The organism is Ollibium composti, from assembly GCF_004801285.1.
Lineage (GTDB): Bacteria > Pseudomonadota > Alphaproteobacteria > Rhizobiales > Rhizobiaceae > Mesorhizobium > Mesorhizobium composti.
The window spans coordinates 488,722-511,168 of record NZ_SSNY01000003.1 but is presented as its reverse complement, the minus strand read 5'-3'; the positions used below and the strand labels follow the sequence as shown (position 1 = coordinate 511,168).

Below are 22,447 nucleotides of genomic sequence, written 5' to 3'. Positions count from 1 at the left end.
GCATTCCGGTCGCGCTAGCCCACCCACTTCTCATAGTCGGATACCAGGAGGTGCAGTGGCTGCGTGTCCTCGTCGATGGCGGCGAAGCGGCCGATGGGATCGCGGAAGATATTGTCGGTCAGGTCGTCGTTGACGGTCGAAACCTCGCCGATCAGCACGTCCCTGCCCTCGGCCCAAAAGGCGTGCCAGACGCCCGGCAGCAGCGTCACGCTCTCGCCCGGATCGAGTTTCAACAGGCCGCCGGCCGGCAGCTTGCGGATGGTGCCGTCCACCGGCACCGAGACCTCGGCCTTCGGGTCGATACCGCCATCGGCATCGGGCATGAACAGTTCCAGCACCAGCTTGCCGCCGCCGCGATTGATGATGTCTTCCGCCTTGATGACGTGCCGGTGCATCGGCGAAAGCTGGTCCTTGCGCGAGATCATGATCTTTTCGGCATAGAGCATGCCGGCGCCCTTCTTCATGTCCTCGAAGCGGCCATTGCGCACGGTAAACAGGAACAGGCCGAGTTTATCGAACTTGCCCTGCCCGTAGTCGGTGATGTCCCAGCCGAGACGGGACGAAAAGATGCCGGCCGAACTCTGCCGGCGCGCCTTCATCTCATCGGGCGACCAGTAGGCGAAGGGCGGCATGACATAGCCGAAGGAGCGGATGAAGGCGTCGGCTTCACGGATGATGGCGTTGACGGCGGACCGTTTCATGGGTGTTCCCGGACTCGGCTGGACGACCTGTCCGCATTAGCGGAATGGTCCGGGCGTGTCGATGCCGCTTATACGCTCGCCTGGCGTGCTGCCATGCGGCGCATGGCGACGATACGCCGGTGCAGGATCTCGGTGCGCATGGCCGTCAGGTGCAGCGCAAAGAAGAGCACGGTGAACCCGACCGCCATGACCAGCAACGGCACAAGCATGGAGATGTCGATGGTCGGGCCATCCAGCCTGAACACCGAGGCGGGCTGGTGCAGCGTGTTCCACCAGTCGACCGAAAACTTGATGATGGGGATGTTGACGAAGCCGACCAGCGTGATGACGGCAGCCGCCCATGCGGCGCGGCCGGCATCGTCGAGCGCGCGCGTCAGCGCGATGATGCCGAGATACATCAAGAATAGCACGAAGACCGAGGTCAGCCGGGCATCCCACACCCACCATGTGCCCCACATCGGCTTGCCCCAGATGGACCCGGTGATCAGCGCCAGCGCGGTGAAGGCGGCACCGATGGGAGCGGCCGATTTCAGCGCGACGTCGGCCAGCGGGTGGCGCCACACCAGCGTGCCGAGCGCCGAGACGGCCATCAGCGTGTAGCAGAGCATCGCCAGCCAGGCGAACGGCACGTGGATATACATGATGCGCACGGTGATGCCTTGCTGGAAGTCGCCGGGCGCGGCGAAGCTGAGGTAAAGCCCGCCGATCAGGATGATTGCGGCTATCGTCCACAGCCACGGCGCCAGCCGCGTGGCAAAGGCGACGAACCGGGTCGGGTTCGCCAGGTCCATCCAGCCGGTCGGGCGTGCGCTCGTCTCGCTCATAGGCCGCTACATAAACCGGCGCGACGGTTCGGGCAATCGACGGCTTGTCGCGGCGGCGGTGCTTTCAGGTCGCCGCCGCCCGGACAGGGCTCGTCAGGCGGCAGCGTCCTGCACGGCGGAAAGGCGGCTCATGCGGCGAACCTCCTCGTCGTTGAGCAGGCCGCCGGCGCGCAGCAGCGATGCAAAGCGACCGTTGCGCATCGACAGTTCGACGAAGCCGCCCTGCTCGACGACCTGGCCCTTGTCCATGAAGATCACAAGGTCGGCATCGCGCACGGTCGAGAGCCGGTGGGCGATGATGAAGGTCGTGCGGTCGCGCCTCAGGTCGTCGATGGCCTCCTTGACGCGGCCTTCGGTCTCGACGTCGAGCGCGCTCGTCGCCTCGTCCAGCACCAGGATGGGCGCATCCTTCAGGACGGCGCGGGCGATGGCGATGCGCTGGCGCTCGCCGCCCGAAAGCTGGCCGCCACGTTCGCCGACGATGGTGTCGTAGCCTTCGCTCTTGGCGAGGATGAAATCCTGCGCCACGGCGGCCTCGGCGGCGGCGTGGACGTCATCGTTGCTGGCGTCGGCGCGGCCGATGCGGATGTTGTCCTCGATCGAGCGGTTGAGCAGGCCGGCATCCTGGAACACGGTGGCGATGGCGTGGCGCAGCGACTTGCGGGTCACGGTGCGCGTGTCGACGCCGTCGATCAGGATGCGGCCCTTCTGCGGCGCATAGACGCGCTGCAGGAGGTTGATGAGCGTCGTCTTGCCCGCACCCGTCGGGCCGACGATGGCGACCGTCTGGCCCGCCTGCACCTCGAAGGACACGTCCTCGACGCCCTGGCTGGAAGCTGCGAACTCGAAGCCGACGTTCTCGAAGCGGATATGGCCGGTGACGGCGTTCAGGTCACGCAGGCCTTCGGGCTCGGCCTCGTCGACGGCGGAGTCTTCCAGACGGTAGAACTCCTCCAGCTTGGCCCGGGCCTCGGAAATCTGGTTGACGAAGGCCGAGACCTGGTCGAGACGCGCGATCAGCAGCGTGGCGAAGCCGGTGAAGGCGATCACTTCACCGATGCGCAACTGCCCCTGCGTGACCAGATAGGCGCCGATCATCAGCACCACCATCATGGAGATGGTGGACGACAGCCGGTTCAGCGCGCTGGCGATGGCCCACCAGTCGAGCACCGGGTTCTGGGCCTTCAGGAGATCGGTGGCGTAGCGCTTCAGAGCCTCGGTCTCGTGGCCGATGCGGTTGTAGCTCTGCAGGACCGAAATGTTGGTGACGGAGTCGGTCACATGCGCGAACACCTTGTGGTAATGGCGCTCGACGCTGGCCTGGCCTTCCTTGGTGCGGCGCATGACGAGGCGGCCGATGGCGAAATAGAGAACGCCGAGCACGATGAGCACCACCGACATGCGCAAGTCCAGCGACAGCGCGGTCGGGATCAGCAGCGCCAGCGCCACGACGGTGGAGAGGTGCAGACGCATGAACTCCAGCCACAGGCTGAACAGAGTCTCGACGGCTCTGAGCAGCGTGTGCAGGGAATTGGACGTGCCGCGCTGGTGATGCCACGAGAGCGGCATGGTGATGATGCGCTCGAAGGACTCGCACAGCACCTCGCTGCGGCGGGCATGGGCGAAGCGGTCGGCGCTGCGCGCCACCAGCACGAAGGCGACGATGTTGAAGGCGCCGAGGCCGGCCCACATAGCCAGCGGCGGCACGACGTCCGTGTGGTCGGAAATGGAATCGATCACGTGGCCGAACATGATCGGCTCAAGGATGGCGATGACCGCGAGGGCTACGTTGGCGAAGCAGATGAAGAACACCCGCTTCTTGTCGGCGGCAAGATAACCCAGCGCTCGCCAGTAGATCTGAAGGATGGACACCTTGGCTACTCCACGAACCTATCAGTTGTGCGCTGTCCCATTCGGCGTGAACAACTATCGTTCGGCAGGTCGGAAAACAATGGCCGAAAGCCCCTTGCGTTCCGATTCGGCGAACAAAAGATGGCAACGGCCGGAAATTTGCCGTGAACGGTAACGAGTTGAGATAAAAGGTGAAATGCCTGCTCTGCGGCGAAATTGCGGCAACCGCTGCCGTTGCGGCAATTTTGAGCGGCGCGCTTTCGGCCGCCCGGTCCGGGCGGCCGTGAAAAGGCTGTTTCAGCCGGGGATTTTTACCACGACGTCGAAGTTTCCGCCCTTCTTCAGGTCCAGGGAGGCGCCTTTCACCTTTGCGCCATTGACCTCGAGCGAGACGGATTTGGCCGCCTTGGCGCGCACCACGCGCACCGAGCAGCGCGCGCCGAGCAAGGTGAGCTTGGCCGAATAACCATCCCAATCGCTTGGGATTTTCGGGTTGAAGGCGATGCGCCTGCCTTGCCGTTCGATGCCCAGGACATGCTCGACGGCGGCGCGGTAGAGCCAGCCTGCCGAGCCGGTATACCATGTCCAGCCGCCGCGCCCGCCCTTGTCGCCGGCATAGATGTCGGCGGCAACCACATAAGGCTCGACGCGGTAGTGCTCGGCAGCCGCCTCGTCCAGCGCGTGGTTGACCGGGTTGAGCATCGACAGGCAGCGATAGGCCTCGTCGACCTGCCCCATCTCGGCCAGCGCGATCACGAACCAAGTCGCGGCATGGGTATACTGGCCGCCGTTCTCGCGCACGCCCGGCGGATAGCTCTTGATATAGCCGGGGTCCTTGTCCGTCTTGGAGAAAGGCGGCGTGAACAGCTTGACGATCTTGAGATCCTCGTCGACCAGCATGCGTCTTGCCTGATCCATGGCCGTGCGCGAGCGCGCCGGATCGCCCTCGCCCGACAATACGCTCCACGATTGGGCGATCGAGTCGATCTTGCATTCGGCAGAGTCGTGCGAGCCGAGCGGCGTGCCGTCGTCGAAACTGCCCCGGCGATACCATTCGCCGTCCCAGGCGGTGTTCTCCAGCGCACGCTTCAGCATGTCCGCATGCTTTTCCCAGGCCTTGGCGTGCTTGTCGTCGCCCTCCGCCTTGGCGACGGCGGCGAAGTCGCGCAGCGTACCGAGCAGGAACCAGCCGAGCCACACGCTCTCACCCTTGCCCTTTTCGCCGACGCGGTTCATGCCGTCGTTCCAGTCGCCGCCGAGGATCAGCGGCAGGCCGGCCGGGCTGCTGCGCTTGATGGCGAGGTCGAGCGCGCGGGCGCAATGCTCATAGAGCGAAACCGAGCGCTTTGAGACTTCCGGCGCAAAGAAAGCGTCGTGCTCGCCCTCGGCCAGAACCTGCCCGTCGATGAAGGGCAGCGGCTCCTTGAGGATCGCGCTGTCGCCGGTCACCGTGACATAGCGGCTGACCGCGTGGGCCAGCCACACGACGTCGTCGGAGATCATCGTGCGTACGCCGGCGCCCGTGCGCGGCAGCCACCAGTGCTGCACGTCGCCCTCCGGGAACTGCCTGCCGGCCGCGTTCAGGATCTGCTCGCGCGCCAGCGCCGGGTCGTGCATGAGCAGCGACAGCGTGTCCTGCAACTGGTCGCGGAAGCCGAAGGCGCCGCTTGCCTGGTAGAAGGCCGAGCGAGCGCGGATGCGGCAGGCGACCGCCTGATAGGGCAGCCAGTGGTTGACCACGGCGTTCAGCGCCTTGTCCGGCGTCTCGACCTGGACGGTATCGAGGAAGGCGCGCCAGTCGCGTTCGTTGTCGGCCAGCCGCTGGTCGAAATCCTTCTCGCGATTGCGGCGGATGAACTCGCCGGCTTCCTCCGGCGATGCCGCATCGCCCAGCAGCCACAGCAGCGTGACGTTGCCGCCCGCCGGAATCTCGACGTCACGCGCCAAAGCCGCGCAAGGATCGTCGCCTGCCTCGATGCGGCCGGAAAGCGCCGTGCCGTTGAGCACCGCCTGTGGCTTCTCGCTCGATCCATGCCGCCCGAGGAATTCCTGGCGGTCGGCGGTGACGGATTGCGGCTGTTCGTCAGCCGCGAGGAAGGCTATGCGGCCGCCGAAATCCAGCCCGTAGGGATTGCGCGCGAACAACGCGCCGGTCGCGGCGTCCTGCGACGGAACGATAGTGCCCGCCGTCTTCGAGCGGTGAGTGCCGAGCACCCATTCGGCATAGGCATAGATGCGCAGCCTTGCCGGCGACGAGCCCTCATTGCGGATGCGCAGACGCGAGACGCGCACCGGATCGTCGGGGTCGACCACATGGGTCAGGTCCATGGCGAGCGGCCCGCGCGTGGCGCGCAACGTCGAGAACCCCTGCCCGTGCCAGGTTTCGTAGGTCACGGCGGGATCGCGCACGACGGCCGCCATCGGCGAGAAGGCCTCGCCGCTGTCGAGGTCGTGGATATAGACGCCCTCGCCCGGCCGGTTGGTGACCGGATCGTTCGACCACGGCGTCAACTGATAGTCGCGGCTGTTGCGGCTCCAGGTGAAGGCCGCCCCTTCGGCCGAGACATGGAAGCCGAAGGCGGCGTTGGAAATGACGTTGATCCAGGGCTGCGGCGTGGTGCGCCGGCCGGTCAGGCGGGTGACGTAATGGCGTCCGTCGCCATCGAAGCCGCCGAAGCCGTTCCAGTGGTCGAGGCCTGATCCGTCCGCCGCGACGTCCTTGATCGTTTCTTGCCGCGCCGGCTGCGCTTTGGCGGGTTCGGCGCCGCCGAGGGCGCGCATCTCGTCGCGCGCCTGCAAGGCGGTCGCCTCGGCCCGCTCGATCTGGTCGAAGATGGTGCCGTTGCGGGTATGCAGGACGACGCGCGCGACGGCCAGCAGCGTACGGTAGGTCGGCTCGTCCATCAGGTCCCGGCGCACGGCGAAGATGTGCTGGCGCGGTCCGAGCTCAGTGCCGCGCACGCGGCTGTTCTCGCACAGCGCTTCGATCGCCTGCTGGAGATCCTGCACGTAGGACGAGGCCTGCTCGTTGACGACGACGAGGTCCACCATCAGCCCGCGAGCACGCAGATATTCCTGGAAGCGCAGCGCCTGGGCGACGATCTCCAGGTCGGCGACATCGGCGATGCGCACCGCGAGGATCGGGAAATCGCCCGAGATCGAGGTCGGCCACAGGCTGGACTGCTTGCCCAGCCCCGACGAGATCGCTTCCGAAGGCAGCCTCAGGAACGGATCGGGGTAGATCAGGTAACGGCCGAGCTGCTGCACGTTGGCGGCGTCGGTAAGCGAAAGGCCCATATGGCGCGTCTGTACCTGCGAGCGCGTCCAGGCGAGCATGGCCTGGCGGGCGAAGCTTTCGCCGTGGTCCAGCCGCGCCCTCGCCTCCTCCACTTCCGTGCGGTTGGCGCCGACGACGGTCCAGAACACCAGCGATATCTTCTTGTTGGCCGGCACGCGCACGCGCCGCCGCAGTGCCGCGATGGGATCGAGCGTGAAACCGGCGCTGCCCCTCAGCCGCGCACCCAGATCGAAGGCCGCCGCGTCTGCGATGCTGCGTCCGCGGCCGATGAAGGCGCGGCGGTCCGTCTCGGCTTCGGTGTCGCGGGCCAGACTGGACGGGTCGGTGACGAAATGCGCCATGGCGATGTCGGGCTCGCCGGCATCGCGCTTGCGGCGGGTGGCGAAGATGGTGCCGTTGTCGGCGGAAATCTCCGTCTCCACCATCATCTTGGAGAAGGCTGGGTGGGCGTTGTCCGAAGCTTCCGAACCCAGCACGAGTTCGGCGAAGGACGTTACCTCGATGTGGCGGTCCGTCGCTCCGTCATTGTAGAGCGTGACGCGGCGGCCCTCGCCGTTGCCTTCCGACACGACGATGCACTCGACTTCGGAGCGCAGGGAGCCGACGCTCTTGATGAAGCTCGCCTTGTCGTCGGAAAACAGCGCCTGCGCCGTTTCGTGCGATGCCTTGCGCGGTTCGGTGGTCGCCGACCACCAGTCGCCGGTCTCGACGTCGCGCAGGAAGACGAAGGAGCCCAGCCTGTCTTCCGTCGGGTCCGGCTGCCAGCGGGTGACGGCAAGCTCGCCCCAGCGGCTGTAGCCGGAGCCGGTGGCGCTGACCATCACCGAATAGCGCCCGTTGGACAAGAGATTGGTGGACCGCAGCGCCAGCGACGGGTCGAGGATGACGCGCGTATCGGGGCTCTGCACCACCGTCTCGTCGACGGAGGTGCGCTCTTCCGCCTCGGTGCGCACGGTGTCGGCGGGAATCTCGCGCGGCGCCTTTTCCTGCAACAGGAGTTCGGCCGATTCGATGACGGGATCGCTGTGGAAACGGTCGCGCAGGCGTCCCTCGAACACGGCGTCGGCCACGGCTGCGATCGACATGCCGGAATGGTGTGCGAAGTAGTTCATCACCACGGCGTGCGTGGCGCCCTCCGGCACGCGCTGCGGCGTGAAGTCGATGGCGTCGTAGTAGCCGTGGCGGCCGAGCGCGCCGATGGCTTTCAGGCGCTTCAGGTTCTCTACCGCCTCGCGCGGCATGAACTGCGCGGCAAGCACCGTCGCATAGGGCGCGATCACCGTGTTCTGGCCAAGGCCGCGCTTGAGGCCGAGGCCCGGCACGCCGAAATTGGTGTACTGGTAGTTCATCTCACGGTCGCGCGCGTTGTAAGCGGCCTCCGAAATGCCCCACGGCACGTTCTTCGACCGGCCGTACTGGATCTGGCGCTTGATGATGAGGTTGCTGGTCTGGTTGAGGATGGAGCCGGCCGGCTCCTTCATCACCAGCGGCGGCATCAGGTATTCGAACATCGAGCCCGACCACGACATCAGCGCGCCGCGGAAGCCGATCTCGACGATCGGGCGGCCGAGCTTGAACCAATGCTCGGTCGGCAGGTCGCCCTTGGCGACGGCGAACAGGCTGGTCAGCCGCGCCTCGGAGGCCAGAAGGTCGTAGCAGGCCTCGTCGAGCTGGTGTTCCTCCACCCGGTAGCCGATCGACAGAAGCTTGCGCTCGGGCCGCATGAGGAAGGAAAAATCCATCTCGAAGGCGAAGCGGCGAGCGCGCTCGCGCAGTTCCAGCAACTTGGCGCGCAAGCCTTCCACCGCCTTGTCGTCGCTGTGAGCGTCGCTGACATGCGCCTCGCAGGTCGCCTCCAGCCTTGCCGCCCAATCGGCGATGATATCGCTGTGCGTCGAACCGGCCTCCGTGTGGATGGCGGCGGCGAGCTTGCGGATCTCGCCGGCCAGGACGGCCAGGTTGATGGTGCGGATCGATGCCATTTCCGGCTGCGACTTGATGGTGCGCACGGTGCGGCGCATGCCGTCCAGCCGGTCGGACAGCCGCTGCCTCAGCGGCCTGAGCTGGCGCCGGTCATCCGGCAGCTCGTCAAGGCTCTCCTCCAGGATGGAGACGATATCGAGGATGCCGTCGAAATCGCCCTGGAGATGCACCGAGGGCGCTTCCGCCCATTCCGCGCAGGTGGCGGCCACGGCGACCAGATGACCGGCGAGATTGCCGCTGTCCACGGCCGAAATATAGAGTGGATAGAGCGGCTTGAGGTCGCGTGTTTCATACCAGTTGTAGAGATGGCCGCGGCTGCGCGGCATGCCCTCGATGGTCGAGAGCGTGGCGTCGATGCGGGCGACCGCGTCGGTGAGGCTGATCCAGCCGAAATCGCGCGCCGACACGACCGACAGGAGATAGACGCCGACATTGGTCGGCGAGGTGCGCGCCGCGACAACGGGAAGCGGATTTTCCTGAAAATTGTCCGGCGGCAGGTGGTGATGCTCTTCCGTCACGAACGTCTCGAAATAGTGCCAGGTGCGCCGCGCCGCGATGCGCAGCGCATGCACGTCCTGCGGCGACAGGTGCAGTCGGTCCTCCGTCTCGGCCGAACGGCTGATCAGCCAGGCGAAGGCGGGCGAGCCGATCCAGAACAGGGCGAAGAAGAAGGCGACGAAGGCGCCGGTCGAGTCGGCCAGCACCGGGATCGCCAGACCGATCACGCCGATAACGACGGCGCCGTACATCATGCCGTAATAGGAACCGAAGTCGTTGCTGCCGCTCTTGTAGGCCTGCGAGGCGGTGCGCCATTCGAGCAGGTTCTTGCGGCTGACGAACAGCCGGTAGAGCGTGCGTGCGATGGCGTCGCCCATCATCCAGGCGAGATGCGCCATCAGCACCACCTTGAGCGCCACCATGGCGGTGCCGAAAGCGACGTCGCGCACGAGTGCCGAGAAGTGGCCGCGCGCCGTCGCGTCCAGGTTCTTCGGCACCATGGCGTTCACGATGTCGAAGGTGGGCGCCATGAACAGGGTCAGGATCAGCACCGCCTGCCATTGCGCCGCCTGCGTGAAGGGCAGCAGCGTCCAGCCGGCGATGGAGGCCATGACCCAGAAGATCGGCGTCAGCGAGCGGCGCAGGTTGTCGACCATCTTCCAGCGCGACAGCGCCGGCACGCCGGAGCGCGGGTCGAGGATGAAATTGAGCAGCTGCCAGTCGCCGCGCGCCCAGCGGTGCTGGCGCGAGGCATCGACCGAGTAGCGGGTGGGATAGTCTTCGACCAGCTCGACATCGGTAACGAGCGCCGAATGGGCCAGCGCGCCTTCCAGGAGATCGTGGCTGAGCACGGTGTTTTCGTCGATGCGGTCCTTCAGCGCCGCCTCGAAGGCATCGATGTGATAGAGGCCCTTGCCGGTGAAGGAACCGGCGCCGAACACATCCTGGTAAAGGTCGGAGACTGCGAAAACGTAGGGGTCCAGCCCCCGGTTGGCGGAAAACACGCGCTGGAAGAACGAGGCCTCGTCCCCGGTGGTGAGCGAGGGGGTGATGCGCGGCTGCAGGATCGTGTAGCCGGCGGTGACGGTGCGGCGCCCGGCGTCGAATTGCGGCCTGTTCAGCGGATGCATCAGCTTGCCGACCAGCCGCACGATCGCGTCGCGCGTGGTGCGGGTGTCGGCGTCGAGCGTCATGACGTGGACGATGTTTTCCGGCAGCGGCGCGTCGAGCGGCATGAAGGTGGTGTCGCTGTCACCGCGCAGCAAAAGGTTCAGCTCATGCAACTTGCCGCGCTTGCGTTCCCAGCCCATCCAACACTCCTGGGCGGGGTTGTAGAGCCGGCGGCGGTGCAGGAGGTGGAAGCGCGGCACGCCGCCTTCGGCGGGATAGCGCATGTTCAGCCGGGCGACCTGCTCGCGGGCGAACTGAAGGATCTCGGTATCGTTGGCGCTGATCTCCTGCCTGCTGTCGGGCCAATCCGAGAGCAAGGCGAAGTGGAGTTCGTCCGACATGTTGGCGAGGTGATGCACCTCGATGTTGCGGATGTTTTCCTCGACGTCGTCGCGCGAGCCGATCAGCGAGGGCACCACCACCAGCGTGCGCGCCTCGACCGGCAGGCCGTCCTTGTATTCATAGCCGACAAGCCTCGACGGCTTCAGGAACAGCAGCACCATCGTGTTGAAGAAGGCCAGCGCGCCCTCGCTGGCCGGCACGGCGAACAGGACGAGGATCAGCCCGATGGCGGTCGGCGACAGAAGGTTCAGGGCGGCGAGCGCGCTGCCCGCCATCCACATCAACAGGACGGTCAGCAGAAAGACCGGCACGACGATGCCGAGCCAGCCAGCCCGGCCGAAGGCACGCTTCAATTGCAGGCCGAAAGCCGGCCTAAAATCGATCGCCTGCTCAAGCTCGAGGCGGCGCGGCCCGACCAGGAAGAAGCCGACATCGACGCACTCTGCCGGCAGGACGTCACCTTGCGCGACGCCCGGCCGCTGGGCGTAGCCGGCAAGTTCGGTCGCCTTTTCGGCGACGACATATTCCGACTTGTCCGAACGCTTGGCCAGTTCCTCGATTTCCTGGCGGTACTGGTCGCGCGAGGCGAAATCGAGCGACGCGAAATTGGTGCGCTCGCGAAGCAGCGCATCGATGCGGCTGACCTCCTCGAACCAGACCGTCCAGTCGACGTCGTTGATGAGCCTGAGGCCGCGGATGATGTTGCCGGTGGTGACGTTGCCGCTCGACAGCGTCTGGTGCTCGGCGATGATGATTTCCTCGGCGTCCGAACCCGACTTCTCCAGTTCGCCCTCCAGCCACTCCAGCGCCCTGCCGGCGTTCTGCGAGCCGTCGCGAAGCCGGTAGAGAAGCTGGGTGGCGAAGGTGGTGTCGCGAGCATGCGCGGCATAGGGCGAAAGCAGCGCCAGATCGTCGTCCTTGCGGTCGGCCAGAACCTTGTCGGCGACCTCGTTGGCGATCAGCCGCATCGAGCGCGAGCGGGCAACCCGCACGGCCAGCCGCCGCAGGTTCTCGATCAGCACGAAGCGCAGCAGCGACGGCAGCGCCCAGATCTCGCCGATCTTCATCGGTTCGACGGACTGGAACCCCTCGACGATCGCCTTGAACATGGAGGCCGACACCGAACTGTCGGAATGCGCGACATAGGCCCACGAAAGGGCGAGCGCGCGCGGCACGCTCTTGCCGTTCGCAAGTTGCAGCCTCGGCAATTGCCGGTAGAAGCGGCGCGGCAGGTCGCGCTTGATCTGATAGATCGTTTCCTCGACCAGATAATTGTTGTCGAGCAGCCATTGCGCCGCCGGCGTGACCGTTTCGCCCTTGCCCTGCGCGGCGTTGACGGTGCGGTAGACCTCGAGGATCTTTTTGGCGTTGTCGCGGATGCGCGCCTGGAAATCGAAAACCTCCAGTCCTTCGAGCTCCGTGACCTCACCCCTGGCCAGCTTCTCGCCGAGCGAGCGCAGGCGTTCCTCGGGAAGGAACTGCGCGCGGATCGGATCTTCCGGCGAAGCGGGAAACCCCGTGCCGGTCGCTTCTAGCTGCTTGGGGCTGGTCTGAATGTTCATCGAAGAGTCCAAAAGGCGGGAATGACCCGCGACGGTGCCGCGGATCGTAGTGCGAAAACCGATGCGACTGCGATTGGTTGCATTGCGATGGATGTCGAGTGAGGCAGCGCTTTCATCCCGACGCACAATAGCAGGCGTTGTCCCCCCGACAACCTCCGGGCATGCACCCCTGCACATGCCGGGCGGATCGAAGGGAAAGGATTGGGGCTTTTTCGTGATGCGGCGTCGTCAGCAGGCCCGGATTCCACGAACCCGCCGATAACACTTCAAGACAGGTTTTAATCGTTTTGCATCCATCTTGCGAAAACGGCCCGCGCGATGGTCGCGCGGGCCGCCGGATGAAAACCGAAAGCCGGCTCAGATCGCCGCGGTGATGATGATTTCCACCTTGTATTTCGGTGCGGCGAGCTTCGCCTCGCCGGTGGCGCGGGCCGGCGTGTGGCCCTGCGGCACCCAGGCTTCCCACTCCTTGTTCATCTCGTCGAAGGTCGCCATGTCCGACAGCCAGATGATGGCCTGGAGGATCTTCGTCTTGTCGGTGCCGGCCTTGGCCAGCAGCTCGTCGACGGACTTGAGGATGTCGCGCGTCTGCGCGCCGACGCCTTCGCCCTCGCCGGTCTGGCCAGCCAGGTAGACGGTGTTGCCGTGGATGACGATCTGGCTCATGCGCGGGCCGACATCGATGCGACGAACGGTCATGGATAGTTCCTTTCAAGGTTCCGGGTTGCTTCGGCGCCTGTGTAGTGGCGCCAGCCGCCCGCGGCAAGTCATGCGCGGCAGCGATCTGTGGGTCCAGCCAGCCATTCGCCGCGCATTCTCGTCCCGAGGGAAAGAAGCGACGCGGCGATTGACAAATGTAATAACATCACATACCCAGCACCGAACCACTTCCTGCTGGATGACCGATGGACCAGGCCTGCCTCACCTTTCGTGACCTGACGCTCGGCTACGGCAGCCATCCGGCCGTGCACCACCTCGACGGCGTGGTGCGCAGGGGATCGCTGACGGCGGTCGTCGGCGCCAACGGTTCAGGCAAATCGACACTGATGAAGGGAATCGTCGGCGCCCTGAAGCCGATGGCCGGCACCGTCACGAAGGCGGACGGCGTGCGCATCGCCTACCTGCCGCAACAATCGGAACTCGACCGGTCTTTTCCCGCGCGGGTGGTCGACCTGGTTTCGCTGGGACTCTGGCCTCGCCGCGGCCTGCTGGGCCGTCACACGGCACAAGACCGGGCGGCGGTCGCCGAGGCGCTGGCCGCCGTCGGGCTGGAAGGTTTCGAGACGCGCGCGCTCGACACGCTGTCAGGCGGCCAGCTTCAGCGCACCCTGTTCGCGCGCGTGCTGGTGCAGGATGCGGGGCTGATCCTGCTCGACGAACCGTTCAATGCCGTCGACGCCAAGACGGTCGGCGACCTGATCGCGCTCATCAAGCGCTGGCACGGCGAGGAACGGACCGTCATGGTGGTGGCGCACGATCTCGATCTCGTGCGGCACAATTTCCCCGAAACGCTGCTGCTCGCCCGCCAGCGCGTGGCATGGGGCGCGACGGCGACCGCCCTCGGACCGGAAAACATGGCGCGCGCAAGGCGTTTCCATGAAGCCTGGGAGGACGACGCGCCGTGGTGCGGGCCGGACGCCCATCATCATGCGCACGATCATGGTCACGCCCACCATCATCACGCGCATGACGCCGATGCCCTTGCCTCCGCCAACGGACCGAAGGCGGCGTGATGCAAACCCTCTACGCGCTCCTCGTCGCCCCGTTCGTGGAGTACGCCTTCATGCAGAAGGCGCTGTTCGGTTCGCTGCTTCTGTCGGCCGGCGCCTGTCCGGTCGGCGTCTTCCTGATGCTGCGGCGCATGAGCCTGTCCGGCGACGCCATGGCGCACGCCATCCTGCCGGGCGCCGCCGCCGGCTTCCTGTTCTACGGACTGGAAATCCTGCCGATGACCGTTGGCGGTCTGATTGCCGGCATCGTCGTGGCGCTCGGCGCCGGCGCCGTCTCGCGCTTCACCGTGCAGCGCGAAGACGCCTCCATGGCCGCCTTCTACCTGATCTCGCTGGCGCTCGGCGTGTTGCTGGTTTCGGTGCGAGGTTCCAGCGTCGACCTCATGCATGTCCTGTTCGGGACTGTGCTGGCGCTCAACAACGAAGCGCTCGGCCTGATCGGCGCCATTGCGGCGGTGACGCTCGCTTCCCTATTCGTCTTCTGGCGCGCGCTGGTGGCGGAATGCCTCGACCCGCTGTTCCTGCGCTCGGTCAGCCGGCTGGGCAGCCCGGTGCATTTCATCTTCCTCGGGCTCGTCGTCATCAATCTCGTCGGCGGCTTCCAGGCACTTGGCACGCTGCTGTCGGTCGGGTTGATGATCCTGCCCGCCGCCGCCGCGCGCTTCTGGACTGCCCGCGTTGAGACCATGTGCGTCGCGGCGGTGGCGATCGGCTTCGCCTCCTGCGTCGCCGGGCTGCTTCTGTCCTACCATGCCGCCCTGCCCTCCGGTCCCGCCATCATCCTGTCGGCCGGCGCGGTCTATCTCGTTTCCGTGCTGGCCGGCACGCGGGGCGCGCTGCGCGCCCGTCTGGTCACCCACCGCCACAGAACCGCCTGACCCAAGGAGACACGCTCATGCTGAAGACCTTTCGCCGCGTCCTTGCTCTGACTGTTATAACATTAAGTTCACTCGGAGGATCGCAGGCCTTCGCAGAACCGCTGAAGGTGGTGGCCTCCTTCACCGTCATCGCCGATCTTGCCAAGAATGTCGGCGGCGATCGCGTCGCCATCACCACCATCGTCGGACCGAACGGCGACGCGCATGTCTACGAGCCGAGCCCGGCGGATGCCGTCGCGATGAGCAAGGCCGATGTCGTGCTGGTCAATGGCCTGCATTTCGAAGGCTTCCTCAAGCGGCTGGTCGATGCCAGTGCCACCAAGGCCATGACCATCGAACTGTCGAAGGGCGTCACCACGATCGAGTTCAAGCCGGAATTCGCCGAAGCGGACGAAGGCCTTGCCGACCACGATCATGACAAGGACGAGGCTCACAGCCACGATCACGGCGCGACCGATCCGCATGCGTTCCAGTCCATTCCGAATGCCGAGATCTACGTCCGCAACATCGCCGACGCCTTCTGCGCGGCCGATGCCGAGGGCTGCGACGCCTATCGGAAGAACGCCGAGACCTACATGGAAAAACTCAAGGCGCTCGATGACGAGGTGCGCGCGGCCATCGCCGCCATTCCCGTGGAAAAACGCGTGGTCATCACCTCGCATGACGCCTTCGGCTATTTCGAGCACGAATACGGCCTGACTTTCCTTGCACCGCAGGGCATATCGACGGAGTCGGACCCCTCCGCCGCGGACGTCGCCAGGCTGGTCGAGCAGGTGAAAAACGACAAGGCGGCGGCGATCTTCGTGGAAAACATCACCAATCCGCGCCTGATCGAGCAGATCGCCGCCGAGACCGGCATCAAGGTCGGCGGCTCACTCTATTCGGATGCGCTGTCCGGTCCAGACGGCCCGGCGGCGACCTATATCGACATGATGGAAAACAACATCCGCCAGATCAAAGGCGCGATCCTGGGAAGCTGACCCGTCGAACGGATGCCACTCGCACGATCGATGTGGGCAACCTATATCTGCCCGCATCGAAAGGGTTTCCGCCATGACCGACTTCACCCCCTGGCAATCGCTGTTCGGCGGCGCCCTGATCGGATTCGCGGCGGTGCTTCTGATGGCGTTCAACGGGCGCATCGCCGGCATGACCGGAATCCTGTCCGGCCTGATCCCGCCGCTTGCCGCCGACTGGCCATGGCGGGCCGCTTTCCCTGCCGGCGCGATTGTCGCCCCGTTCGTCTACATGGCCGTCGGCGGAAGCTTTTCCTTCGACGCCCCAGTCTCGCCGGCGGCGCTGATCGTGGGCGGCTTCCTCGTCGGTATCGGCGTGCATTTCGGCGGCGGTTGCCCGAGCGGCCACGGTATCTGCGGCATAGGCCGCCTGTCGCCGCGCTCGTTCGCCGCCGTGGCCACCTTCATGGCCGCCGCGTTCGTCACTGTCTTCGTGATCCGCCACCTGATCGGGGCATGACGATGCAGAAAGTCGTTTCAGCCTTCCTCATCGGCGGCCTGTTCGGCCTCGGCATCGCCATTTCCGGCATGATCGATCCGGCCAAGGTGTTGAACTTCTTCGACATCGCCGGCACATGGGACCCGAGCCTGGCCTTCGTCATGGCGGGCGGGCTTGCCGTCGCCCTGCCCGGCTACCGGCTGGTCTTCGGTCGCCGCAGGGGACCTGTTCTGGAGCCGTCATTTTCGCTGCCCACCCGTAACAGCATCGACCGCGAACTGGTTGGCGGCGCGGCGCTGTTCGGGATTGGCTGGGGCGTTGCCGGCTTCTGTCCCGGCGCCTCCATACCCGCGCTCGGCCTCGGCTATTGGCAAGTGCCGGTCTTCGTGGCGGCGGTGGTCGCCGGCATTATCGTCGCCCGTGCGCTGAAAGCGCGCCTCGCGTCCCACAAGACGGCCTGACGGCCGATAAAACCGTTGCCGCCGCGACGCGGGACTGGCAAGACTGCGCGCCACGTTTACGCTTGCGAGGATGTCATGGAATATCGCCAGATCACCGAAGACTACGCCGTATCGGGCCAGATCGCGGCCGAAGACGTCGGCGCCATCAAGGCGGCCGGCTTCAAGAGCGTCATCTGCAACCGGCCGGACGAGGAACAGCCCGGCCAACCGTCGCACGACGCCATCAAGGCTGCGGTCGAGGCCGCCGGCCTCGCCTTTCGTTATATTCCGGTCGTCAGCGGCCAGATGACGGTGGAGAATGTCGAGGACCAAGCCGAGGCTTTGGACGAACTCGAAGCGCCGGTGCTCGCCTTCTGCCGCTCCGGTGCGCGCTGCACCAACCTCTATGCTCTTGTGCAAGAGCGGAAGCGCGGCTAGTCACGCGGCACTCTCAAGGATCGAATCCCGTGACCGATATCACCGTCGCCCAAGCCATCGAGGCCATCTACACCTCCCTTCGCAACGACAATGAAGAGATCGACACTCACATTGCCGCGCTCAAGGGCGCCATGGCGCGGGAGGGCGTGCAGGAGGCCACCTTCGAGACGAGCAAGCTCGTCCAGCCGAACCGGCAGGGCCGCAAGCTGATGCAATCCTATTTCAGGAAGAAAGGCGTCGCGGTCGGCTTCGTCTGATCTCAACTGCCGGCGAGCGGCAGTTCTCCGGTCTCTTTCAGCGTTTCCAGGACGATCGCCGTCTTGACGTGCTGCACGGCCTCGTGCGGCAACAGCACGCCGTTGACGAAGTCCGACAGCGACTTCAGGTCCGGCGTCACGACCTTCAGGATGTAGTCCATCTCGCCCGTCAGCGCATGCGCCTCCTGCACCTCCGGCAGCCGCGCCAGCAACTCGCCGAAACGGCGGGCATTGTCGCGGTTGTGGGTGGCCAGCGTCACCGAAATGACATTGACCAGCGGAAAGCCCAGCCGGTCGCGGTCGAGCACGGCGCGATAGCCCTTGATGGCGCCGCTCTCCTCCAGCCGCTGGCGGCGGCGCGAGCATTGCGACGGCGACAGGTTCACCCGCTCCGACAGATCGTTGTTGGTAAGCCGCGCGTCGGCCTGCAGAAGCGCGAGGATTTTGCGGTCGAATTGGTCTATATCTTCTCTCTCCGCCATGAACTTATCATATCATGCACAATTCATGCATGTAAGGGTCATTCGAAGCGGTTGAATGCAAGCACCGTGCGGGCCGTTCGGCCTATCATCGCATTGAACAGCAGTGCGTCCTTCGAGGCTCGCTCCGCTCGCACCTCAGGATGAGGGAGGCCGGTGCCCATCTCTCTGGAGAGCTTAGCGCAGGCGGTCCTCATCCTGAGGTGCGAGCGGAGCGAGCCTCGAAGGACGCACCCAAATCAACGGAGAACCGCCATGGGCCCCTTCCCGCACGACGCGCCGCCGGCAAAGATCACCGAAAAGAACCCGGCCGGCACGGACGGCTTCGAGTTCGTCGAATTCGCCCATTCGGAGCCGCAGAAGCTCGAGGAACTGTTCGCGCGCATGGGCTACGCACCTGTCGCGAAGCACCGGACGAAGGCCATCACCGTCTGGCGGCAGGGCGACATCAACTACGTCGTCAACGCCGAACCCGGCTCGCATGCGATGAAGTTCGTCGACGAGCACGGCCCCTGCGCCGCCTCCATGGCCTGGCGCGTTGTGGACGCCAAGCATGCCTTCGACCATGCCGTGTCGAAGGGTGCCACGCCCTACACCGGCACCGACAAGGCGCTCGATGTGCCGGCCATCGTCGGCATTGGCGGCTCGCTGATCTATTTCATCGAGAAGTATGGCGCGAAGGGTTCGGCCTACGATGCCGAGTTCGACTGGATCGGCGAGAAGAACCCGAAGCCTGAGGGCGTCGGCTTCTACTATCTCGACCACCTCACCCACAACGTCTATCGCGGCAACATGGACAAGTGGTGGGATTTTTACCGCGACCTGTTCGGTTTCACGCAGATCCACTATTTCGATATCGACGGCCGCATCACTGGCCTCGTCAGCCGAGCGATCACCTCGCCCTGTGGGAAAATCCGCATTCCGCTGAACGAATCCAAGGACGAGACGAGCCAGATCGTCGAATACCTGAAGAAATACAAGGGCGAAGGCATCCAGCACATCGCCGTCGGCACCGATGGCATCTACGACGCCACCGACAAGCTCGACGCCAACGGGCTGAAGTTCATGCCCGGTCCGCCCGACACCTATTACGAAAAGTCGTTCGAGCGCGTGAACGGCCATGACGAGCCGGTCGAGCGCATGAAGAAGCACGGCATCCTGATCGACGGTGAAGGCGTGGTCGACGGCGGCATGACCAAGATCCTGCTGCAGATCTTCTCCAAGACCGTCATCGGCCCGATCTTCTTCGAGTTCATCCAGAGGAAGGGCGACGAAGGTTTCGGCGAGGGCAACTTCCGCGCATTGTTCGAATCGATCGAGGAGGACCAGATCCGCCGCGGCGTCATCAAGGTCGAGGCGGCGGAGTGATCTTTTCCGTTGAGCGGCTCACAGTTTGAGCCGCTCGACCTCCTCCTTCCTGAGCTTCCAGTCATAGTCGAGGAAGAATTCGTCCAGTTGCGGCGGCGGCACCGACGTGCCGGCGAGCATGGCGTGTACCTGGCCGCGATGGTGGATCTGATGGATGAACAGATGCGCCAGCAGGTCACTGATGCGCTCGGGAATTTTTCCATGCTCGCGCCGGTCGGTTTCGACACGGCGATCGAGATCGGCGGAAGTAATTTTCTCGCAGAACACCATCAGCCGCCGGTCCGCAGCCGTTTGCGCCTCGAACAGCGGAGCCGGCGCATGGAAGGCGACGAAATCGTCGAATGCGGCCGCGCCGAGCGGCCCCTCCTCCAGGAAATCGAGATAGAGCAGATCGACCGCAAGGATATGGTTCAGCGTTTCCCGGATCGACGGGAAGAAGCTCGTCCGCTCGGTTTCGAATTCGCCCGTTCTCAGGGCGAGAACAGCTCGGTAAAGACGGTCGTTGGACCACAGGTTGTTCGCCGCCATGCGGCGAAAATGGTCGAGCAGATCAGCCATGGCATTGAATAGACGCATAGCAGCCGCGCTACAACGCGAACCCGCGACGTTCCTGCCAAGACTGTGTCAGCACGCGGCAATGCCGTGTAGCACGCTCAGCGCTCGTATTTCTCCACCGTCTGCTCGATGGCGCCGAAGATCGAATGTCCGGCCTTGTCCTTCATCTCGATGCGCACCGTATCGCCGAAGCGCAGGAACGGCGTCTTCGGCTCGCCAAGCTGGATCGTCTCGATGACGCGCTGCTCGGCGATGCAGGAATAGCCGGCGCCGCCTTCCGATACCGGCTTGCCCGGCTGGCCGTCCATCTTGTTGGAAACGGTGCCGGAGCCGATGATGGTGCCGGCCGAAAGCGGCCGCGACCGCGCCGCATGGGCGATCAGGGCTGGGAAATCGAACGTCATGTCGATGCCGGCATTGGCGCGGCCGAACGGCTTGCCGTTCAGATCCACCATCAGCGGCAGATGAACCTTGCCGCCATCCCAGGCGTCGCCGAGTTCGTCCGGCGTCACCGCGACCGGCGAGAAGGCCGAGGAAGGCTTGGACTGAAAGAAGCCGAACCCCTTGGCGAGTTCCGGTCCCGTCAGCGCGCGCAGCGTCACGTCGTTGACCAGCATGACGAGGCGGATGGCATCCTTGGCTTCCTCGGCGCCGACACCCATCGGCACGTCATCGACGATCACCGTCACTTCTGCCTCGCAGTCAATGCCCCAGGCCTCGTCGGCCATGCGGATCGGATCGCGCGGCGGGACGAAGGCGTCCGAGCCGCCCTGATAGATCAGCGGATCGGTCCAGAAGCTCGGCGGCATGTCTGCGCCGCGCGCCTTGCGCACCAGTTCGACGTGATTGACGTAGGCCGAGCCGTCCGCCCACTGGTAGGCGCGCGGCAGTGGCGAATGCGCATCGCTCTCGTGAAAGCGCTCGGACGGCACCGAACCGTGTTCCAGCGACTCGGCCAATGCTGCCAGGTGCGGCGCGACGCGGGTCCAGTCGTCGAGCGCGGCCTGCATCGTGCGGGCGAGGAACGAGGCATCGGTGCAGCGCGTCAGGTCACGCGAGACGACGACCAGTTTCCCGTCGCGGCTGCCGTCCTTCAAGGTAGCGAGTTTCATGCGGTTCTTTTCCCCAAATCGCGCTGTTTTGGTCATTCTGTCGTGCGTCCTTCGAGGCTCGCTCCGCTCGCACCTCAGGATGAGGACCGTTTGCGCTGCTTTCTCCTGAGAGGCAGTCGCCGGCTTCCCTCATCCTGAGGTGCGAGCGGAGCGAGCCTCGAAGGACGCACCTCATTAATACAGGGTCGGCGCCTAACTCCAATCCCCTTCCACAGTCCCGTTGAAGCGCTTTTTCAGGTCTTTCCAGCAGTCGATGTAATCTTCCTGCAAGGTCGGCGCCTCGGCGGCGAAGCGCGTCAGCATCTGCGGAAAGCGCGTCTCGAACATGAAGGCCATGGTGTGGTCGAGCTTCACCGGCTTCAGTTCGACGGTTGATGCCTTCTCGAAGCCCGGCGCGTCCGGCCCATGCGCCAGCATCATATTGTGCAGCGAGATGCCGCCGGGCACGAAACCCTCCTCCTTGGCGTCGTACTGGCCGTGGATCAGGCCCATGAACTCGCTCATGATGTTGCGGTGATACCAGGGCGGCCGGAAGGTATTTTCCGCCACCAGCCAGCGCGGCGGGAAGATGACGAAATCGACATTGGCCGTGCCTTCCTCGCCGGACGGCGCGGTCAGCACGGTGAAGATCGACGGATCGGGATGGTCGAACAGGATCGCCCCGACCGGTGAAAACGTCGCGAGATCATATTTGTAGGGCGCGTAGTTGCCGTGCCACGCGACCACGTCGAGCGGCGAATGGTCGAGCATGGTTTCATGGAAGGCACCGCACCATTTGACGATCAGCCGACAGGGTGTCTCCTTCTCCTCGAACCAGGCGCAGGGCGTCTTGAAGTCGCGCGGATTGGCCAGGCAGTTGGCGCCGATCGGCCCGCGATCGGGCATGGTGAACTTGGCGCCGTAGTTCTCGCAGATATAACCGCGCACTTGCCTGTCGACGAGTTCAACCTTGAAGGTCAGCCCACGCGGCAGCACGCAGACCTCGCCCGGTGCCATCTCGATCACGCCCATCTCGGTGACGAAATTCAGCCGGCCGACCTGCGGCACGATCAGCATCTCGGCATCGGCGTTGAAGAAATGGTCGTCCGCCATCGATTTGTTGGCGATATAGACATGCGCCGCCATGCCGGACTGACCGAGCGCGTCGCCGGCCGTCGTCATGGTGCGGATGCCGGCGATGAAATCGGTCGGCTCCGACGGCATCGGCGTCGGATTCCAGCGATACTGGCCGAGGGCCAACTCGTGGTCGCCGAGGTTTGGTGCCGTTTTCCAATGTGGATAGCTGGCGCCCTTGAAGCGGCCGGTGTGCTTGACGCTCGGGCGGATGCGATAGAGCCAGGAGCGCTCGTTGGTGCCGCGCGGTGCGGTGAAGGGTGAGCCGGAAAGCTGTTCGGCATAGAGCCCGTAGGCCGGCCGTTGCGGCGAATTGCGCCCCTGCGGCAGCGCGCCCGGCAGGCTTTCCGTCTCAAAATCGTTGCCGAAGCCCGGCATGTAGGAAAAGGCCAT

17 protein-coding genes are annotated in these 22,447 nt (G+C 65.0%); 8 read left to right on the top strand and 9 right to left on the bottom strand.

What is annotated here, in order from left to right:
• Window positions 1-14: 14 nt before the first annotated feature.
• The 5 genes from E6C48_RS08135 to E6C48_RS08115 form a co-directional block, all read right to left on the bottom strand.
• Window positions 15-701 (bottom strand): D-lyxose/D-mannose family sugar isomerase, encoded by a 687-nt coding sequence (locus tag E6C48_RS08135; RefSeq protein WP_136355878.1) that lies wholly within the window; start codon window positions 699-701, stop codon window positions 15-17.
• Window positions 702-769: 68 nt separating this feature from the next.
• Window positions 770-1,525: a heme ABC transporter permease gene (locus E6C48_RS08130; protein ID WP_136355876.1), complete on the bottom strand. Its 756-nt coding sequence runs from the start codon at window positions 1,523-1,525 to the stop codon at window positions 770-772.
• Window positions 1,526-1,618: 93 nt separating this feature from the next.
• Complete coding sequence (locus E6C48_RS08125; protein ID WP_136355874.1) at window positions 1,619-3,397, bottom strand: glucan ABC transporter ATP-binding protein/ permease; 1,779 nt, start codon at window positions 3,395-3,397, stop codon at window positions 1,619-1,621.
• A gap of 276 nt (window positions 3,398-3,673) precedes the next feature.
• Window positions 3,674-12,229, bottom strand: coding sequence for a GH36-type glycosyl hydrolase domain-containing protein (locus tag E6C48_RS08120; RefSeq protein WP_136355872.1), 8,556 nt, complete (start codon window positions 12,227-12,229; stop codon window positions 3,674-3,676).
• 357 nt (window positions 12,230-12,586) lie between these two features.
• Window positions 12,587-12,928, bottom strand: coding sequence for a RidA family protein (locus E6C48_RS08115; RefSeq protein WP_136355870.1), 342 nt, complete (start codon window positions 12,926-12,928; stop codon window positions 12,587-12,589).
• Between the two features lie 206 nt (window positions 12,929-13,134).
• Between E6C48_RS08115 and aztA the strand changes: the two genes are divergently transcribed.
• From aztA to E6C48_RS08080, 7 genes are all read left to right on the top strand, one after another.
• The gene (aztA, locus tag E6C48_RS08110) at window positions 13,135-13,962 is read left to right on the top strand and encodes a zinc ABC transporter ATP-binding protein AztA (RefSeq protein WP_136355868.1); all 828 of its coding nucleotides are present in this window, start codon (window positions 13,135-13,137) and stop codon (window positions 13,960-13,962) included.
• Window positions 13,962-14,837 carry a zinc ABC transporter permease AztB gene (aztB, locus tag E6C48_RS08105; protein ID WP_136355866.1) on the top strand — a complete coding sequence of 292 codons (876 nt, stop codon included), beginning with the start codon at window positions 13,962-13,964 and terminating at the stop codon, window positions 14,835-14,837. Before aztA ends, aztB begins: the two co-directional genes overlap by 1 nt.
• Before the next feature lie 17 nt (window positions 14,838-14,854).
• Window positions 14,855-15,817: a zinc ABC transporter substrate-binding protein AztC gene (aztC, locus tag E6C48_RS08100; RefSeq protein ID WP_136355864.1), complete on the top strand. Its 963-nt coding sequence runs from the start codon at window positions 14,855-14,857 to the stop codon at window positions 15,815-15,817.
• Window positions 15,818-15,890: 73 nt separating this feature from the next.
• Window positions 15,891-16,313 carry a YeeE/YedE family protein gene (locus tag E6C48_RS08095; protein ID WP_136355862.1) on the top strand — a complete coding sequence of 141 codons (423 nt, stop codon included), beginning with the start codon at window positions 15,891-15,893 and terminating at the stop codon, window positions 16,311-16,313.
• 2 nt (window positions 16,314-16,315) lie between these two features.
• Window positions 16,316-16,753: a DUF6691 family protein gene (locus tag E6C48_RS08090; RefSeq protein WP_136355965.1), complete on the top strand. Its 438-nt coding sequence runs from the start codon at window positions 16,316-16,318 to the stop codon at window positions 16,751-16,753.
• Window positions 16,754-16,828: 75 nt separating this feature from the next.
• A complete protein-coding gene (locus E6C48_RS08085) occupies window positions 16,829-17,170 on the top strand; it encodes a TIGR01244 family sulfur transferase (RefSeq protein ID WP_136355860.1) in 342 nt (113 codons plus the stop codon).
• A gap of 29 nt (window positions 17,171-17,199) precedes the next feature.
• Window positions 17,200-17,427 (top strand): hypothetical protein, encoded by a 228-nt coding sequence (locus tag E6C48_RS08080; RefSeq protein ID WP_136355858.1) that lies wholly within the window; start codon window positions 17,200-17,202, stop codon window positions 17,425-17,427.
• A 2-nt stretch (window positions 17,428-17,429) separates the two neighbouring features.
• Here the strand turns inward: E6C48_RS08080 and E6C48_RS08075 are convergent, their stop codons facing one another.
• Entirely contained in the window at window positions 17,430-17,909 is a 480-nt protein-coding gene (locus E6C48_RS08075) for an Lrp/AsnC family transcriptional regulator (protein ID WP_136355856.1), read from the bottom strand.
• A gap of 252 nt (window positions 17,910-18,161) precedes the next feature.
• Between E6C48_RS08075 and hppD the strand changes: the two genes are divergently transcribed.
• Entirely contained in the window at window positions 18,162-19,274 is a 1,113-nt protein-coding gene (gene hppD, locus E6C48_RS08070; RefSeq protein WP_136355854.1) for a 4-hydroxyphenylpyruvate dioxygenase, read from the top strand.
• An 18-nt stretch (window positions 19,275-19,292) separates the two neighbouring features.
• Here hppD and E6C48_RS08065 read toward each other — a convergent pair whose 3' ends face one another.
• From E6C48_RS08065 to hmgA, 3 genes are all read right to left on the bottom strand, one after another.
• Entirely contained in the window at window positions 19,293-19,832 is a 540-nt protein-coding gene (locus E6C48_RS08065) for a DinB family protein (RefSeq protein WP_136355963.1), read from the bottom strand.
• 95 nt (window positions 19,833-19,927) lie between these two features.
• Window positions 19,928-20,941: a fumarylacetoacetate hydrolase family protein gene (locus tag E6C48_RS08060; protein ID WP_136355852.1), complete on the bottom strand. Its 1,014-nt coding sequence runs from the start codon at window positions 20,939-20,941 to the stop codon at window positions 19,928-19,930.
• 192 nt (window positions 20,942-21,133) lie between these two features.
• Window positions 21,134-22,447, bottom strand: coding sequence for a homogentisate 1,2-dioxygenase (gene hmgA, locus E6C48_RS08055; RefSeq protein ID WP_136355850.1), 1,314 nt, complete (start codon window positions 22,445-22,447; stop codon window positions 21,134-21,136).